This is a genomic window from Mycolicibacterium mageritense, from assembly GCF_010727475.1.
GTDB lineage: Bacteria > Actinomycetota > Actinomycetes > Mycobacteriales > Mycobacteriaceae > Mycobacterium > Mycobacterium mageritense.
This window is the reverse complement of the sequence record NZ_AP022567.1, coordinates 7,357,851-7,373,658: the sequence shown is the minus strand read 5'-3', so window position 1 is coordinate 7,373,658 and position 15,808 is coordinate 7,357,851. Positions and strand designations below refer to the sequence as shown.

General features: G+C 69.7%; 14 protein-coding genes. 10 read left to right on the top strand and 4 right to left on the bottom strand.

All coding sequences use genetic code 11. The features are described from left to right. The first annotated feature begins 18 nt into the window (after positions 1-18). Positions 19-423, top strand: coding sequence for an Rv2175c family DNA-binding protein (locus G6N67_RS35655; RefSeq protein ID WP_036439077.1), 405 nt, complete (start codon positions 19-21; stop codon positions 421-423). Here G6N67_RS35655 and G6N67_RS35650 read toward each other — a convergent pair. From G6N67_RS35650 to G6N67_RS35635, 4 genes are all read right to left on the bottom strand, one after another. Next, positions 410-1,942 (bottom strand): alpha-(1->6)-mannopyranosyltransferase A, encoded by a 1,533-nt coding sequence (locus tag G6N67_RS35650; RefSeq protein WP_036439078.1) that lies wholly within the window; start codon positions 1,940-1,942, stop codon positions 410-412. The two genes, G6N67_RS35655 and G6N67_RS35650, sit on opposite strands and share 14 nt — an antisense overlap. Positions 1,943-1,958: 16 nt before the next feature. Beyond that, positions 1,959-3,017, bottom strand: a complete 1,059-nt coding sequence (gene idsA2, locus G6N67_RS35645) for a bifunctional (2E,6E)-farnesyl/geranyl diphosphate synthase (protein ID WP_036439079.1) — start codon at positions 3,015-3,017, stop codon at positions 1,959-1,961. A gap of 141 nt (positions 3,018-3,158) precedes the next feature. After that, on the bottom strand, positions 3,159-3,866 hold the full coding sequence (locus tag G6N67_RS35640) for an LppM family (lipo)protein (RefSeq protein WP_036440445.1): 708 nt from the start codon (positions 3,864-3,866) through the stop codon (positions 3,159-3,161). A 50-nt stretch (positions 3,867-3,916) separates the two neighbouring features. Further along, positions 3,917-4,537, bottom strand: coding sequence for a GNAT family N-acetyltransferase (locus tag G6N67_RS35635; protein WP_036439082.1), 621 nt, complete (start codon positions 4,535-4,537; stop codon positions 3,917-3,919). Between the two features lie 224 nt (positions 4,538-4,761). On the opposite strand from G6N67_RS35635, the gene G6N67_RS35630 reads away from it, so the two are divergent. The 9 genes from G6N67_RS35630 (at position 4,762) to murD (ending at position 15,806) form a co-directional block, all read left to right on the top strand. Continuing rightward, a complete protein-coding gene (locus G6N67_RS35630) occupies positions 4,762-5,160 on the top strand; it encodes an SCO2097 family morphological protein (RefSeq protein ID WP_036439084.1) in 399 nt (132 codons plus the stop codon). A gap of 381 nt (positions 5,161-5,541) precedes the next feature. Further along, positions 5,542-5,973, top strand: coding sequence for a division/cell wall cluster transcriptional repressor MraZ (gene mraZ, locus G6N67_RS35625; protein WP_036439085.1), 432 nt, complete (start codon positions 5,542-5,544; stop codon positions 5,971-5,973). Further along, positions 5,948-7,099, top strand: a complete 1,152-nt coding sequence (gene rsmH / locus G6N67_RS35620) for a 16S rRNA (cytosine(1402)-N(4))-methyltransferase RsmH (protein ID WP_179976783.1) — start codon at positions 5,948-5,950, stop codon at positions 7,097-7,099. The genes mraZ and rsmH overlap by 26 nt, the downstream gene beginning before the upstream one ends. Further along, on the top strand, positions 7,096-8,211 hold the full coding sequence (locus G6N67_RS35615) for a cell division protein FtsL (RefSeq protein WP_036439089.1): 1,116 nt from the start codon (positions 7,096-7,098) through the stop codon (positions 8,209-8,211). Before rsmH ends, G6N67_RS35615 begins: the two co-directional genes overlap by 4 nt. Then, positions 8,208-10,130 (top strand): peptidoglycan D,D-transpeptidase FtsI family protein, encoded by a 1,923-nt coding sequence (locus tag G6N67_RS35610; protein ID WP_073916977.1) that lies wholly within the window; start codon positions 8,208-8,210, stop codon positions 10,128-10,130. The genes G6N67_RS35615 and G6N67_RS35610 overlap by 4 nt, the downstream gene beginning before the upstream one ends. Positions 10,131-10,188: 58 nt before the next feature. Beyond that, entirely contained in the window at positions 10,189-11,757 is a 1,569-nt protein-coding gene (locus G6N67_RS35605; RefSeq protein WP_036440451.1) for a UDP-N-acetylmuramoyl-L-alanyl-D-glutamate--2,6-diaminopimelate ligase, read from the top strand. After that, a complete protein-coding gene (locus tag G6N67_RS35600) occupies positions 11,754-13,271 on the top strand; it encodes a UDP-N-acetylmuramoyl-tripeptide--D-alanyl-D-alanine ligase (protein WP_036439091.1) in 1,518 nt (505 codons plus the stop codon). Before G6N67_RS35605 ends, G6N67_RS35600 begins: the two co-directional genes overlap by 4 nt. Then, complete coding sequence (gene mraY / locus G6N67_RS35595) at positions 13,268-14,347, top strand: phospho-N-acetylmuramoyl-pentapeptide-transferase (protein WP_036439093.1); 1,080 nt, start codon at positions 13,268-13,270, stop codon at positions 14,345-14,347. Before G6N67_RS35600 ends, mraY begins: the two co-directional genes overlap by 4 nt. A 1-nt stretch (position 14,348) precedes the next feature. After that, a complete protein-coding gene (murD, locus tag G6N67_RS35590; RefSeq protein WP_036440454.1) occupies positions 14,349-15,806 on the top strand; it encodes a UDP-N-acetylmuramoyl-L-alanine--D-glutamate ligase in 1,458 nt (485 codons plus the stop codon). The last annotated feature ends 2 nt before the right edge of the window (positions 15,807-15,808 follow it).

Below are 15,808 nucleotides of genomic sequence, written 5' to 3'. Positions count from 1 at the left end.
AGTCCTAGAATCTGTGCGGTGAGCAGCATTCCGGCCGCCGACGACGTACTGGATCCCAGCGAGGCCGTCTACGACCTACCCACAGTGGCAAATTTACTCGGCATACCCGTGACCAAGGTGCATCAACAGTTGCGGGAAGGGCACCTGGTCGCCGTGCGTCGCGACGGTGTGGTGGTGGTGCCGAAGATCTTCTTCGATGCCACAGGGCATGTGGTGAAGGCCCTGCCCGGCCTGCTCGTCGTGCTGCACGACGGCGGCTATCACGACACCGAGATCGTGCGCTGGCTCTTCACACCCGATCCGTCGTTGACGATCACCAGGGACGGCACGACCGACCGGCAGGCCAACGCGCGCCCCGTCGACGCCCTGCACTCGCATCAGGCCAGAGAAGTCGTGCGGCGCGCGCAGGCTATGGCGTACTGACGGCGGTCTCGTCGGACGTGTCCGGCTTGGACATGCGGTAGATCGAGTACCACGCCACCAGGGCGCATGCCGTGGTCAGCAGCACGTGCGCCCACGAGTACATGCCGTGGGCGCCATCGGGTTTCCACATCACCATGATCCACGTGGAGAAGCCCGCGATGGCCGCGATGGCCGGACGGGTCTGGACCAGCGCGGCCGCGACGGCCAGCGGCCACGTGTAGTACCAGGGCAGCGCGGCGGGCACGAACAGCACCACCACCAGCATGGCCAGGGCGATGCCGGTAAGGGCTTCGCGGTCGGTGTGCCGGAACCGCCACCACAGCAGCGGCAGCGAGATCGCGATGACCGCGAGCCCGATTATGCGCGTGACATCGAGCACCGCGTAGAAATTGACCGAAAAGACCAGGCCGCCAATGACATTGATGAGGTTGGCGGCAGCGGTGGGCACGGTCAGCCAGTTGATGATCTTGACGTTGCCTGCAGCAAGGGCCGAAAGCCAGCCGAGGCCGACGCCCGCGAGCCAGGACATCACGGCGAACACCGCGGCGAAGATCACCACGGAGGCCGCGGTCGCCAGCGCGAAGGCCCGCACGGGCGGGTGGTTGTGGCGGTCCCGCAGCTGCCGCATCCACACCCACACGACGAACGGAAGGGCAAGGCCCGCGGTCGCTTTGACGGCGACAGCCATCGCGATCAGGCCGACGCCCCACACCGGGTGCTGCTGGAACGTGAGCGCGATGCCGGCCATCATGAGCCCGACCATGAGCATCTCGTTGTGGACGCCACCCATCAGGTGGATGATCACGAGCGGATTCAGCACGCAGACCCACAGGGCCGTGGCCGGACTCGCGCCGATGTGGCGCGCGACGCGTTGCGTCGCCCAGATCAGCAGGATCAGGCCGGGCAGCATGCACAGCCGCAGCAGCATGGTGCCCGCGACGATGTCGTTGCCGACGATCATCGTGACGAACTTGGCGACCAGGATGAACGCCGGGCCGTACGGCGCCGTCGTGGTCGTCCAGATCGGACTGACGTTGTCCAGCAACGAGTTCGGATTCTCCACCGGCCCCACCAGGTAGGGGTCGAAGCCGTCGCGCAACAGCGCGCCCTGGGCGAGATAGGAGTAGGTGTCCCGGCTGAACAGCGGAACGCTCAACAACAGTGGCGCGAGCCAGAAGCCGGTGGTCGCGACCGTCGTGTACGCGGTGGCCGTGCCGTCGAGCACCCGGCGGCCCAGCCACAGCCACGCGATCAGCATCACCGCGACCCCGGCCCACAACAACACCGACGACACCACCAGGCCGTGGCCGAAGCGTAGCCACGACAGATGCAGCGATTCCAGCAGCGGATCGTGCACCCGGGTGCTGCCCGCGCCGAGCCCGCCGACGGTCAACAGCGCGGCGCCAACGCAGCCGAGCCGGGCGGGCTGCGCCTCGGGGGAGACCGCGAACGACGCGAATCGTGAGATGTGCTGCCCCAGACCGGTGCTCGTGGTCCGGGTGCGTTCAGGTGTGGTCATGCTGCTGTGCCGACTCCTACGCCGACCGGTTGGCGGCCAGGCGCGCGAGTTCGGCGAGACCGATCTTGGCCTGATCGTGTACGGGTGCGGCGTCGAGCAACTCGAGCGCGCGGTGGGTGAGCAGCTCGATGTGGTTCTCGACGGCAGACAGGGCGCCGACCGATTCGATGGCCGCGCGCAGATCGTGGACCTGCGCATCGGACAGCTCGGTGCCGACGGTGTCGCGCAGCAGTGTGGCCGCGGCCGGATCGGACTTGTCGGCCAGCTCGAGCGCCTCGGCCAGCAGGACCGTGCGCTTGCCCGACCGCAGGTCGTCGCCCGAGGGCTTACCCGTCACGGCCGGGTCGCCGTACACGCCGAGCACGTCGTCGCGCAATTGGAACGCCACCCCGAGATCATTACCGATCTGGTGGAAGATCTCCTGCACATCGGGCCGGTCGGCCGCGGCGGCCGCGCCGAGCTGCAGCGGCCTGGCAACCGTGTACGACGCGGTCTTGTAGGTGTTGACGTTCATGGCCGACGCGACGGTCTCTGCGCCGCTGGACTCGGCCACGATGTCGAGATACTGGCCGCCGAGCACCTCGGTGCGGATATAGCCCCACACGTCGTGGACCCGCAGATGCGCATCGGGCGTCAGGTCCGCGGTCGCGACGATGTCGTCGGCCCACGCCAGCGCGAGGTCACCGGCCAGGATCGCCGCGGACAGGCCGAACTGCGCCGACGATCCGCGCCATCCGCGTTCGCGGTGGCGCTCGGTGAACAACCGGTGCACGGTGGGCAGGCCGCGCCGGGTGTCGGAGTCGTCGATGACGTCGTCATGGATCAGCGCGCAGGCCTGCAGCAGCTCAAGGGCCGCGAAGAGGCGCAGTACGCCGGGGCCGGCAGGCGCGTCGGGCGGCGCCACGACCGCGCGCCAACCCCAGTAGGCGAAGGCCGGGCGCAACCGCTTTCCGCCACGCAGCACGAATTCTTCGAGTGCCGCGGTGAGTTCGGCGTACTCGGTGCCGATATAGGCGCAATCCCGGCGTCGTTCGTGAAGATACGTACGCAACTGATCGGTGACGGCTCCGGCCAACTCGACGGCTGACGGTGCCGCTGCATCAACGCTCAGCGCCCGCCCCTTTCTGCTCCTGGTACTCGGCCCCCGAGTCCATTCAGGGTAGAGCGTGCCAGGGGCCCGATAGCAAGGCAGCCCATGGCTGCCCGCGGGTGGGGTTCAGTCGCCCGCGGTGGCGCGTTCGCCCGGCTTTGGCGACGTGTCGCGGTTCGCCCATGCCAGCCCGGCGATCACGCCGGCGACCAGGAACGCGCCGACCGCCAGCCAGATGGCGGCGGTGGTGAACGAGCGCGCGCTCGGGTCGGTGTACCGGGCCTGCGCGTTCATGGTGCTGACGATGCCGGGCCGCAGCTTCCACTCGACGATCGACTCGCTGACCTGATCGCCGTTGGTCGAGGTGACCTCGCCCGGGAACGACACCGTCAGCAGCACGTCGGCCTGCGGGTCGTTGAGCGAGGTCAGGTCGACGCGGCCCTCCAGGATCACCAGGTCACCGGCCCGGCGCAGCGAGATGTCCACCCCGGCGGCGTCGCGGTTCATGCCTGCCAGCTGGGGCAGCTCGGCGAAGCTCAGGTCGGAGAACACCGCTTGCGATCCGACGTAGTCGTCGCGGCTGTACTCCGAGACCGCCACCTTGGTGGCGAACGGCAGGTTGTTGAGCAGCTGCGGGCCCTTGTCGTCGGCGCTGCGCGGTTTGGCCGCGGCGATGATCTGGCCCGAAACGCGGTCGTCGGCCGACACCGTGATCGACGCGCGTACCCGGACGCAACCGACCACCATCGGCATCAGCAGCAGCAACATCACCAACGCACCGAGGCGGGCCCGGCCGCGGCGGCGGGCTGGGGTGCGGGTCGGTCGGGCGCGCATCCTGGTCATCGTGCCAGATGGGGCGGGCCGCACACGACCGGTGGGCACATCTAGAGCGGAAGCGTGCGACCGAGAATGGCGAACGCCCGCGGGTCTCCGGCGAAGTAGTAGCCGCGGATGACGTCGGTGAACCCGAGCCGCCGGTACAGCCGCCAGGCCCGGTTGGCCTCGCCGTTGATCTCCGGCGTCGACAGCAGAACGTGAGATTGATTGCATCCGGCCAGCAGCCGCCGCGTCAGCGCCTCGCCGAGACCGTGACCTTGCGCACGTGGTTCGATGTGCAGCTCGGTCAGTTCGAAGTAGCTGGACATCAGCTCGGTGATGCGTCCCGGGGCCGTACCGACCCGGTGCAGGCCCGCCACGACTTGTTGCTGCCACCACTGGTCGGGTGCGCCGGCGTAGCCGTAGGCGATGCCGAGCAGGGGCGCGGAGAGCAGGTCTTCCGCGGTGGGCGCGGGGGCCTGCCGATCGTCGGCATCGCTGGGCTGACCTGCGAAATCAACCGCGGCGACGGCTTTCCAGCCGGCGCGGCGCGTGTGTTCGAGCCACAGCGAGGCGCGCTGTTCTTCGGTGCCGCGGGGGTACCGCATGGCGTCGACATAGACCTTCAGCGCCTCGGGGAGCCGGCGCTGCATGTCGTCCGGCGACAGATCGATCAGATACGTCGCCAATGCGGTCGCCCTTCCCCAGCGCTCTGTGCTTGCCACCCATTATTCGGAGTCATTATGGGGCGGGTGAGGCGGTGGGCCATAGCCGCATTCCACGGCTTACAATCGAAGGTGAACTTGGTGGTACGGCTCGGATCGACCTCGTATCATTAGGGTTAGGTGTCCGTGATTGCGGGCACACACACGACTTTGGACAACGCGATGGCGGCGTCGGCAAGGAGGGACGAATGCCACTCTCCGATCATGAGCAGCGCATGCTCGACCAGATCGAGAGCGCGCTCTATGCCGAGGATCCGAAGTTCGCGTCCAGTGTCCGGGGAGGCACTCTACGCGCGCCTTCGGCCCGGCGCAGGATCCAGGGCGCGGTGCTCTTCGTACTGGGCCTGGGGCTTCTGGTTGTAGGTGTCGCGGTGAAGGCCACCATGATCGGTGGCTTCCCGGTCCTGTCGGTGTTCGGCTTCGTGGTGATGTTCGCCGGCGTGGTGTTCGCTGTGACCGGTCCGCGGATCACCCGTGGCGCCGACCGCTCGGCGCCGCAGGCCGGTTCGCCACGCCAGCGCAAACAGCGCGGCGGCTCGTTCACCAATCGGATGGAAGACCGCTTCCGCAGGCGTTTCGACGACTAGACCTGACAGGTCGATGGGGTAGCCCTTTGCGGGCTACCCCTTTTTTGTTGTCTGCGGGCGTCCGGTGGGGCGGTGTGGGGTTCGTGCGACACGCCGACGCGGCCTCCAGCGCACTGGCATGTGCGGTCGGCGCGCTCCGTGACAGATTCGGGATCAAAATTTCTCCCCACTCCGCCCCACCGCACTCCCGCGGGTGCTGAACTGGGGTTTTCTCTCTCTTAGGGTGCGCGGATGCCTCTCGCAGCGGTCTCTGCCGGCCAATTTTTGGGCTGAAGTGGGGGAGGCGGGCCAACTCGTCCCATCAAATGGAGCAAAGTGGGGGATCGTGGGGTAAAGTGGCGGCCAGCGGGGAAACCGGAGCCCCGTGTGGGAGGTGGCCAGATGTTTCTGGGCACCTACACGCCCAAGCTCGACGACAAGGGGCGGCTGACGCTGCCCGCCAAGTTCCGCGACGCACTGGCAGGAGGGTTGATGGTCACCAAGAGCCAAGATCACAGCCTGGCCGTGTACCCGCGGGACGAGTTCGAGAAGGTCGCCCGTCGCGCCGCCGACGCGTCGCGCAGCAATCCCGATGCCCGGGCATTCCTGCGCAACCTGGCGGCCGCGACCGATGAGCAGCATCCCGACGCACAGGGCCGGATCACCCTGTCGGCCGACCACCGCCGCTACGCGAACCTGTCCAAGGAGTGCGTGGTGATCGGGTCGGTCGACTACCTGGAGATCTGGGACGCACAAGCCTGGCAGGAGTACCAGCAGACGCACGAAGAAAACTTCTCCGCGGCCACCGATGAAGCTCTGCGCGACATCATCTGAACTGGCTGCCGACCCGGAGGCTGCCTGTGCAGCGTGGCCTCTGCCCGAACCGGCCCTGACGTACTTCCCCAACGCCAGGTCCAAGGATTCGGACAGGGACCTCGTTGCAGCGGCAGCCCCAACCGGAGGAGGGATTGGTGTGGCTCAAGACAGCCGAGACCACGGACACATTCCGGTCCTGCTGGACCGCTGCGTGCAGTTGCTGACCCCGGCGCTGACCCGCAGGAACGACGACGGAACCGGCGCGGTGCTCGTCGATGCCACGCTGGGTGCGGGCGGGCACTCCGAACGCTTTCTCACCGAACTCCCCGGACTGCAGCTCATCGGCCTGGACCGGGATCCCAACGCGCTGGCCACCGCAGGTGCGCGGCTCGCCCCGTTCGGGGACCGCGCCCGCCTGGTCCGGACGCGGTATGACGGCATCACCGCTGCGATCGCCGAGTGCGGGCAGTCCCGCATCGACGGCGTGCTGTTCGACCTCGGGGTGTCCTCGATGCAACTCGATCTTGCCGAGCGCGGGTTCTCCTACTCCGTCGATGCGCCGCTGGACATGCGGATGGATCCCGACGCACGGCTGACCGCCGCCGAGATCCTCAACACCTATGACGCCAAGGAGATCACGCGTATCCTGCGGGATTTCGGTGAGGAGCGCTTCGCGGGCCGGATCGCCGACAAGATCGTGCGGCGCCGCGCCCGGCAGCCGTTCACCACCACCGGCGAGCTGGTCGAACTGCTCTACGAGGCAATACCGGCCCCCGCGCGCCGGACCGGTGGACACCCGGGCAAGCGCACGTTCCAGGCGCTGCGAGTGGCGGTCAACGGTGAGCTGGACTCGCTGCGTGCGGCACTGCCCGCCGCGCTGGCGGCGCTGTCCGAGGGCGGCCGGATCGTGGTCATGGCCTATCAGTCCCTGGAGGACCGCATAGTCAAGCACGCGTTCAGCGCGGCCACCGCATCACGCACACCACCGGGGCTGCCGATGGAACTGCCCGGTCACGAGCCCGAGTTCGTGACGCTCACGCGCGGGGCCGAACGGGCGGATGAACAAGAGATCGAACGCAATCCGCGAAGCGCACCCGTGCGGTTGCGGGCGCTGGAAAAGGTTGGGGGAAGGGGCAAGTCATGAAGGTCAAACGACCCGCCCCGGTGCGCGGCGACCGTCGTCCCGGTGCGCGACAATCAGTGCGGGGGGCTGCTCGCCGGACCAAGGAAGCGCCACCGCGCAAGCGCAGGCCCATCCCGGAGCAGCGTCCGGCCCGGTCGGCGCCACAAACCGGGCCGATACCGCGGCCGCGCTCCGGCCCGGCCCGGCCCAAGAACACCAGCCAGGCCAAGGCTCGGGCGAAGGCGCGGAAAGCCAAGGCCCCCAAGGTTGTCCGGCCACCACTGCGCGAGCGGCTGCTGGTCCGGCTGGCGTCCATCGAGCTGAATCCCCGTGAGCTCGTCTCACGTGTCCCGTTCGTGGTCCTGGTGATCGCGGCACTCGGCATCGGGCTCGGCATCACGCTGTGGTTGTCGACCGGATCGGCCGAACGGTCCTACCAGTTGGGTCACGCCCGGCAGACCAATCAGGGCCTGCTGCAACAGAAAGAGGCACTCGAGCGCGACGTGCTCGAGGCGCAGGCCGCCCCGGCGCTGGCCGAGGCCGCCCGCAACCTCGGCATGATCCCGTCCCGCGACACTGCCCACCTGGTGCAGGATCCCGCGGGCAACTGGGTCGTGGTGGGCACACCCAAACCGGCCGAAGGCGTCCCACCGCCGCCGCTCAACACGCCGCTGCCCGAGGCCGCGCCGCCACCGCCACCGGCACCGCCCGCACCCCGCGTCCTCGACCCGCGTGAGGTGACGGTGCGGATGCCGCAGGCCGTGCCGCCCGCCGGAGGCGTTCCCGCCGTGCCGCCCGCCGCGGCGCTGCCCGGTGGTGCGCCCGCCGATGCGGCACACGGGGTTCCGGGTGCGCAGGCCCCCGGTCCGGTACCGCTGGCTGCGCCGTTACCGGGCCAGCCGCCGGCCGTCGCCCCCGCACCTGAAGCGGTTGCCCCTGTGCCGCCGGCCGCTCCGGCCGCTCCGGCCGCTCCGGCCGTGGAGCCGGTGGCGCCCGCCGCACCGCAGGCGCCGCTACCTGTACCCACCGCCGGGGTGCCGATAGCGCCCGGTCCGGCCGCACCCGTCGAGCAGTTCAGCCCGCCCGTCGTGGCACCGCCCGCACCCGTCGCCGTCCCCGCACCGGCAGCATGAGTCGGGCAGACGGACGTCGGCCCCGCGGCGCGCAGCAGCCACCCGTGAAGAAGGACGGGCAGGGGAGATCCGCCCGCATCCGGCGCACCCGGGTCGCCGCAACCGAAACCGGCTTGCGCAGCGCCTCGTTCGTGTTCCGGCACCGCGCGGGCAACTTCGTCATCTTCGCGGTGCTGCTGATCGCCGCCGCGCAGTTGTTCAACCTGCAGGTGCCGCGTGCCGAAGGGCTGCGCGCCGAGGCGGCCAGCCAGCTCAAGGTCACCGACGTGCAGCAGGCGTTGCGCGGCAGCATCGTCGACCGCAACAGCGACAAGCTCGCCTTCACGATCGAAGCCAGGGCGCTGACCTTCCAGCCGGTGCGGATCCGCCAGCAGCTCGCCGACGCCAAGGCCAAGTCGTCGAAGGCGCCTGATCCTGACCGCAGGCTCTCCGAGATCGCGACGGGAGTCGCGGAACGGCTCGACAACAAACCCGATGCCAAGACCATCCTGAAGAAGCTGCGCAGCGGCGAGACGTTCGTGTACCTCGCGCGTGCGGTGGATCCGGCTGTGGCGCAGGCGATCACCGACAAGTTCCCGGAGGTCGGCACGGAGCGCCAAGACCTGCGCCAGTACCCGGGTGGGTCGCTCGCGGCCAACATCGTCGGCGGAATCGATTGGGACGGGCACGGCCTGCTTGGGCTGGAGGATTCGCTCGACTCGGTGCTCGCGGGCGCCGACGGGTCGGTCACCTACGACCGGGGCTCGGACGGCGTGGTGATTCCCGGCAGTTATCGCAACCGTCACGATGCCGTCAACGGATCGTCGGTGATGCTCACGATCGACGACGACATCCAGTACTACGTGCAGCAGCAGGTTCAGATGGCCAAGGACGCCTCGGGCGCCAAGAATGTCTCGGCTGTCGTGCTCGACGCGAAAACCGGTGAGGTGCTGGCGATGTCGAACGACAACACGTTCGATCCGAGCCAGGACATCGGACGTCAGGAGAACCGGCAGATGGGCAATCTGCCGGTGTCCTCACCGTTCGAACCGGGTTCGGTCAACAAGATCATCACCGCGGCGACGGCCATCGAACTCGGCCTGACCAATCCCGACGAGGTGCTGCAGGTGCCGGGCTCGATCGACATGGGTGGGGTCACGGTTCGCGACGCCTGGAATCACGGCGTCATGCCGTACACCACCACCGGGGTTTTCGGAAAGTCCTCCAACGTCGGCACGCTGATGCTGGCCCAGCGGATCGGCCCGGAACGCTTCTACGACATGGTGCGCCGGTTCGGGCTGGGCCAACGCACCAATGTCGGCCTGCCCGGCGAGAGTTCCGGTCTGGTGCCGCCGATCGACCAGTGGTCGGGCAGCTCGTTCGCCAACCTGCCCATCGGACAGGGTCTTTCGATGACTCTGCTGCAGATGGCCGCGATGTATCAGACCATCGCCAATGACGGGGTCCGCATCCCGCCGCGGATCATCAAGGCCACGATCGCGGCGGACGGCACCCGCACCGACGAGCCTCGTCCCGAGGGCGTGCGCGTCGTGACCCCGGAGACCGCACGTACGGTGCGCGGCATGCTGCGCGCGGTGGTGCAGCGTGACCCGATGGGCGTACAGCAGGGCACCGGCCCGCAGGCCGCGGTGGAGGGCTACCAGATCGCGGGCAAGACCGGAACCGCGCAGCAGATCAACCCCGCGTGCGGCTGCTACTACGACGACGTCTACTGGATCACGTTCGCCGGGATGGCGCCGTCGGACGACCCGCGCTACGTCGTCGGGATCATGATGGACGCGCCGCACCGCGCCGCGGACGGCTCGCCCGGATCGTCGGCTGCGCCGCTGTTCCACAACATCGCGTCCTGGCTGCTGCAACGCGAGAGTGTGCCGCTGTCGGCCGATCCCGGCCCGCGACTGACTCTGCAGGCGACCTGACCTCGACTCGCCGCATGTGGTCGGTGTGGGTGCGGCCGGTGGGTACTGTGACAGGGCCATGAAGCTGCGTCCGTCCCACCCCGCAGGCGAATTCCTCGCCGCGCTCGCCGAACAGATCGAGGCCGTACCCGTCGGGCAGGCCTCGTTGCCGCAGGTCCGCGTGACCGGTGTGACACTGCGCGGTCAGGATGCCGGGCCAGGCGACTTGTTCGCGGCGCTACCCGGTGCGTCGGCACACGGCGTGCGGTACGCACCGGACGCGGTGTCGGGCGGCGCGGTCGCGGTGCTCACCGACCCGGCCGGCGCCGCTGAACTGGCCGGGCGCAGCGAGGTTCCGGTGCTCGTACACCCGGAGCCGCGGCGTGTGCTGGGCCGGGCCGCTGCCGCGGTGTACGGCCATCCGTCCGACAAGCTGCGTGTCATCGGCGTCACCGGAACGTCGGGCAAGACCACCACGACCTATCTGGTGGAGGCCGGGCTGCGGGCCGCGGGGCGCGTGGCCGGGCTGATCGGCACCGTCGGCATCCGCATCGACGGCCGTGACCTGCCGAGCGCGCTGACCACCCCCGAGGCGCCGGATCTGCAGGCGCTGCTGGCCGTGATGGTCGAACGCGGCGTGGACACCGTGGTCATGGAGGTGTCGAGCCACGCGCTCGTGCAGGGCCGGGTCGACGGCTTGCGGTTCGCGGTCGGCGGATTCACCAATCTGTCCCGCGACCACCTCGACTTCCATCCGACCATGCAGGACTACTTCGAAGCCAAGGCCAAGCTGTTCGACCCGCGCTCGCCCAATCACGCGGCCGCCGCGGTGGTCTGCGTCGACGACGAGGCGGGCGCCGCGATGGCGACACGCGCCGCGGCCGCGGTCACGGTCAGTGCCACGGACCGGGTCGCGGACTGGCGCGTGCAGAACGTCACCGTCACCGATCCGGGTGCGCAGGAGTTCGTCCTGGCCGATCCGGCCGGTGTGCACCACGACCTCCGGATCGGGTTGCCGGGCGGCTACAACGTGGCCAATGCGGCCCTCGCGGTGGCGCTGCTGGACGCGGTGGACGTATCGCCCGAGCAGGCCGCCCCCGGGCTGCGCACCGCGACGGTGCCGGGCCGGTTGGAAGCCGTCGACCGCGGCCAGCCGTTCCTCGCGCTCGTCGACTACGCGCACAAACCCGGGGCACTGCAGGCAGTGTTGGAGACGCTCAAGGCGAGCGCAGCGACCGGGGAAAATCCCGGGCGCCGCATCGCGGTGGTGTTCGGCGCCGGCGGCAACCGGGACGCCGGCAAACGCGAGCCGATGGGGCAGGTCGCCGCCGAGCTGGCCGACCTCGTCGTGGTGACTGACGACAACCCGCGCGACGAGGAGCCCGCGACCATCCGGGCGGCGATCCTGGCCGGGGCCAAGAGCGTCGACGCCGGTGCGCAGGTGGTGGAGATCGGCGACCGGAGGGCCGCGATCGACCACGCGGTGGCATGGGCCGGTCCGGACGACATCGTGCTCGTCGCGGGCAAGGGGCACGAGAGCGGACAGACCAGCCGCGGCCACACCAGGCCGTTCGACGATCGCGTCGAGCTCGCCGCGGCGCTGGACGCGCTGACGCAGGCACCGCACTCAGGGGAGACGCCCGCATGATCGAGATGACCATCGCCAGGATCGCCGAGATCGTGGGCGGCGAACTGGCCGACATCACGCCCGAGGCGGCCGCGGCGACGCGCGTCACCGGCACCGTCGAGTTCGATTCGCGCGCGGTCGGACCCGGCAGCCTGTTCCTCGCGCTCCCGGGCGCCCGTTCGGACGGCCACGATTTCGCCTCCGCCGCGGTGGCGGCCGGCGCGGTCGCCGTGCTCGCGGCCCGGCCCGTCGGAGTGCCCGCCATCGTGGTCCGCCCCGAACCGGGCGCGGCCGACGCGGCGTCGGGAGCCCTCGAACACGACACCGACGGCTCGGGTGCCGCGGTGCTGGCCGCGCTGGCCCGGTTGGCCGCGGCGGTGGCCGCCGAACTGGTCGCGGGTGGTCTGACGATCATCGGTGTGACCGGATCGTCGGGTAAGACCTCGACCAAGGATCTGCTGGCGGCCGTGCTGGCGCCGCTCGGGCAGGTTATCGCGCCACCCGGGTCGTTCAACAACGAGCTGGGCCATCCCTGGACCGTGCTGCGGGCCGACGCCGACACCGACTATCTGATCCTGGAGATGTCGGCGCGTCACCCCGGCAACATCGCCGCGCTCGCGGCGATCGCGCCGCCGTCGATCGCCGTGGTGCTCAACGTCGGTACCGCCCACCTCGGTGAATTCGGCTCCCGTGAGATCATCGCGAAAACGAAAGCCGAACTGCCCCAAGCTGTCCCGTCGAGCGGGGTGGTGGTGCTCAACGCCGATGACACGGCCGTGGCCGCGATGGCCGAGCTGACCGCGGCGCGGGTCGTGCGCGTGTCGCGTGAGCCGGGCGCCGACGTGTGGGCCGGGTCCGTCACGCTCGATGCGTTGGCCAGGCCCCGGTTCACGCTGCATGCCGGCGATGACGAAGTCGAGGTCGCGCTGGCGGTACACGGCGATCACCAGGTGTCCAACGCGCTGTGCGCGGCCGCGGTCGCCCTCGAGTGCGGTGCGAGTCTGCGGCAGGTGGCCGACGCGCTCGCCGCGGCCGGTCCCGTGTCGCGGCACCGAATGCAGGTCAGCACGCGGGCCGACGGCGTGACCGTGATCAACGACGCGTACAACGCCAATCCCGACTCGATGCGCGCGGGACTCAAGGCGCTCGCGTGGATGGCCAGTGACAAGGCCGAGGAGCGCGGCGGGGCGAAGCGGCGCAGCTGGGCTGTGCTCGGCGAGATGGCCGAACTGGGCGACGACGCGATAACCGAGCACGACGCGATCGGCCGGTTCGCGGTGCGCTTAGATGTGTCTCGACTAATCGTCGTCGGATCCGGGAGGGCAATGAACGCCATGCACCACGGCGCCGTCATGGAAGGTTCCTGGGGTGCCGAGTCCGTCATGGTCGCCGATGCCGACGCCGCGTTGGCCGTGTTGCGGGCAGAGCTGCAGGCAGGAGACGTGGTTCTGGTGAAGGCTTCCAATTCCGTCGGGCTCGGCGCGTTGGCCGAGGCACTGGTCGCCGAGCCGGCGGACCAGGGCGGCAGCCGATGAAGCTGATCCTCATCGCCGTCGGCATCGCGCTGACCGTGTCGATCCTGTTGACCCCCGCGCTGATCCGGCTCTTCACCAAGCGCGGGCTCGGCCACGAGATCCGTGAAGACGGCCCGGCGAGCCACGCCAAGAAGCGGGGCACGCCGTCGATGGGCGGCGTGGCGATCGTGGCCGGCATCTGGGCGGCCTACCTCGGCACGCACCTGGTCGGTCTGGCGCTGGGCGGCGAAGGCCCGTCGGCGTCCGGTCTGCTGGTTTTGGGCCTGGCCACGTCACTGGGCTTGGTGGGCTTCATCGACGACCTCATCAAACTGCGGCGCGCGCGCAACCTGGGCCTGAACAAGACCGCCAAGACAGTCGGCCAGCTCCTTGCGGCGATCCTGTTCGGCGTGCTCGCGCTGCAGTTCCGCAACGGTGACGGGCTGACCCCGGGCAGCGCCGAGCTGTCCTATGTGCGCGAGATCGCCACGGTGACGCTCGCACCGTGGCTGTTCGTGGTGTTCTGCGTGGTGATCGTCAGCGCGTGGTCCAACGCGGTGAACTTCACCGACGGCCTCGACGGCCTGGCCGCGGGTGCGATGGCCATGGTGTGCGCCGCGTACGTACTGATCACGTTCTGGCAGTACCGCAACGCGTGCGCGACCGCGCCGGGCCTCGGCTGCTACAACGTGCGCGACCCGCTGGACCTCGCGTTGATCGCGGCGGCGACGGCAGGCGCGTGCATCGGGTTCCTGTGGTGGAACGCCGCGCCCGCCAAGATCTTCATGGGGGACACCGGTTCGCTCGCGCTGGGCGGCGTCATCGCGGGCCTTTCGGTGACCAGCCGCACCGAGATCCTCGCGGTCGTGCTCGGCGCGCTATTCGTGGCCGAGGTGACCTCGGTCGTCGTGCAGATCCTGGCGTTCCGCACGACGGGCCGCCGCGTGTTCCGCATGGCGCCCTTCCATCACCATTTCGAACTGGTCGGCTGGGCCGAGACCACGGTCATCATCCGGTTCTGGCTGCTGACGGCCATCGCGTGTGGCCTGGGCGTGGCGTTGTTCTACAGCGAGTGGCTCACGGCCGTCGGTGCCTGAGGTGTCCCTGGAATTACTGACCCCCGGCGCGCCCGTGCTGGTGACCGGCGCGGGCATCACGGGCCGGGCCGTGCTGGCCGCGCTGGCCCCGTTGCAGGTCGCCCCGACGCTGTGTGACGACAACGCCGACGCGCTGCGGTCCTATGCCGACGCCGGCGTCACGGTCGTCGACCCGGCAACGGCGATCGCCACGATCGGTGCCTACGCGCTCGTGGTGACCAGCCCCGGGTTCCCGCCGAGCGCGCCGGTGCTGGCCGCGGCAGCCGCCGCGGGCGTGCCCATCTGGGGTGACGTCGAGTTGGCATGGCGCCTCGATGCCGCGGGCCGGTTCGGCCCGCCCCGGCGCTGGCTCGTGGTGACGGGCACCAACGGCAAGACGACGACGACGTCGATGCTGCACGCGATGCTGCTGGCCGACGGCAGGCGCAGCGTGTTGTGCGGCAACATCGGTGATCCGGTGCTGGCCGTGCTCGACCGGCCTGCCGAGTTGCTGGCAGTCGAGCTGTCGAGTTTTCAGCTGCATTGGGCGCCGTCGTTGCGGCCCGAGGCCGGCGTGGTGCTCAACGTCGCCGAGGACCACCTGGACTGGCACGGATCGCTCGCGGCGTATGCCGCCGACAAGGCCAGGGTGCTCGACGGCCGGGTCGCGGTGGTCGGCCTGGACGACGACGTGGCCGCAGGCCTGCTCGACACCGCGACCGCCGCCGTGCGCGTGGGTTTCCGTCTCGGCGAGCCCGCAGCTGGTGAGCTCGGTGTGCGTGCCGGCAAGCTCGTCGACCGCGCGTTCGGTCAAGCGGTCGAGTTGGCTGAAACCGCAAGCATCCCGGTGGCGGGCCCGGTCGGCGTGCTCGACGCACTGGCTGCCGCGGCACTGGCCCGCGCGGTCGGGGTGGCGCCCGCGTCGATCGCCGCGGCACTGGCGTCGTTCCAGGTCGGCAGGCACCGGGCCGAGCTGGTCGGGTCTGCTGGCGGGGTGCGCTTCGTCGACGATTCGAAGGCCACCAACCCGCACGCCGCGCAGGCCTCGATCACGGCGTTCGATCGGGTGGTGTGGATCGCCGGAGGATTGCTGAAAGGCGCATCGGTCGACGACCTGGTGCGCAACGTGGCGAATCGCCTGGCCGGCGCCGTGTTGATCGGCCGCGATCGGCGCATGGTTGCCGAGGCGTTATCGCGACACGCCCCGGATGTCCCCGTTGTGGAGCTCGTGACGGGGGAGGATTCTGGGGTGCTTGAGACAAATGAGTCTATTGGTGTGCATGTGACTCGTGTGATTGACGTCGGGGACCGACCGGTTTCCGACGCTGTCATGACGGCTGCGATCGAAGCCGCCCGCGGATTGGCCTCGCCCGGTGACACGGTGTTGCTGGCCCCGGCGGGCGCGTCCTTCGACCAGTTCAGCGGCTACGGCCAGCGGGGCGACGCGTTCGCCGCCGCGGTCCACGCTGCCATCGGGTAGCC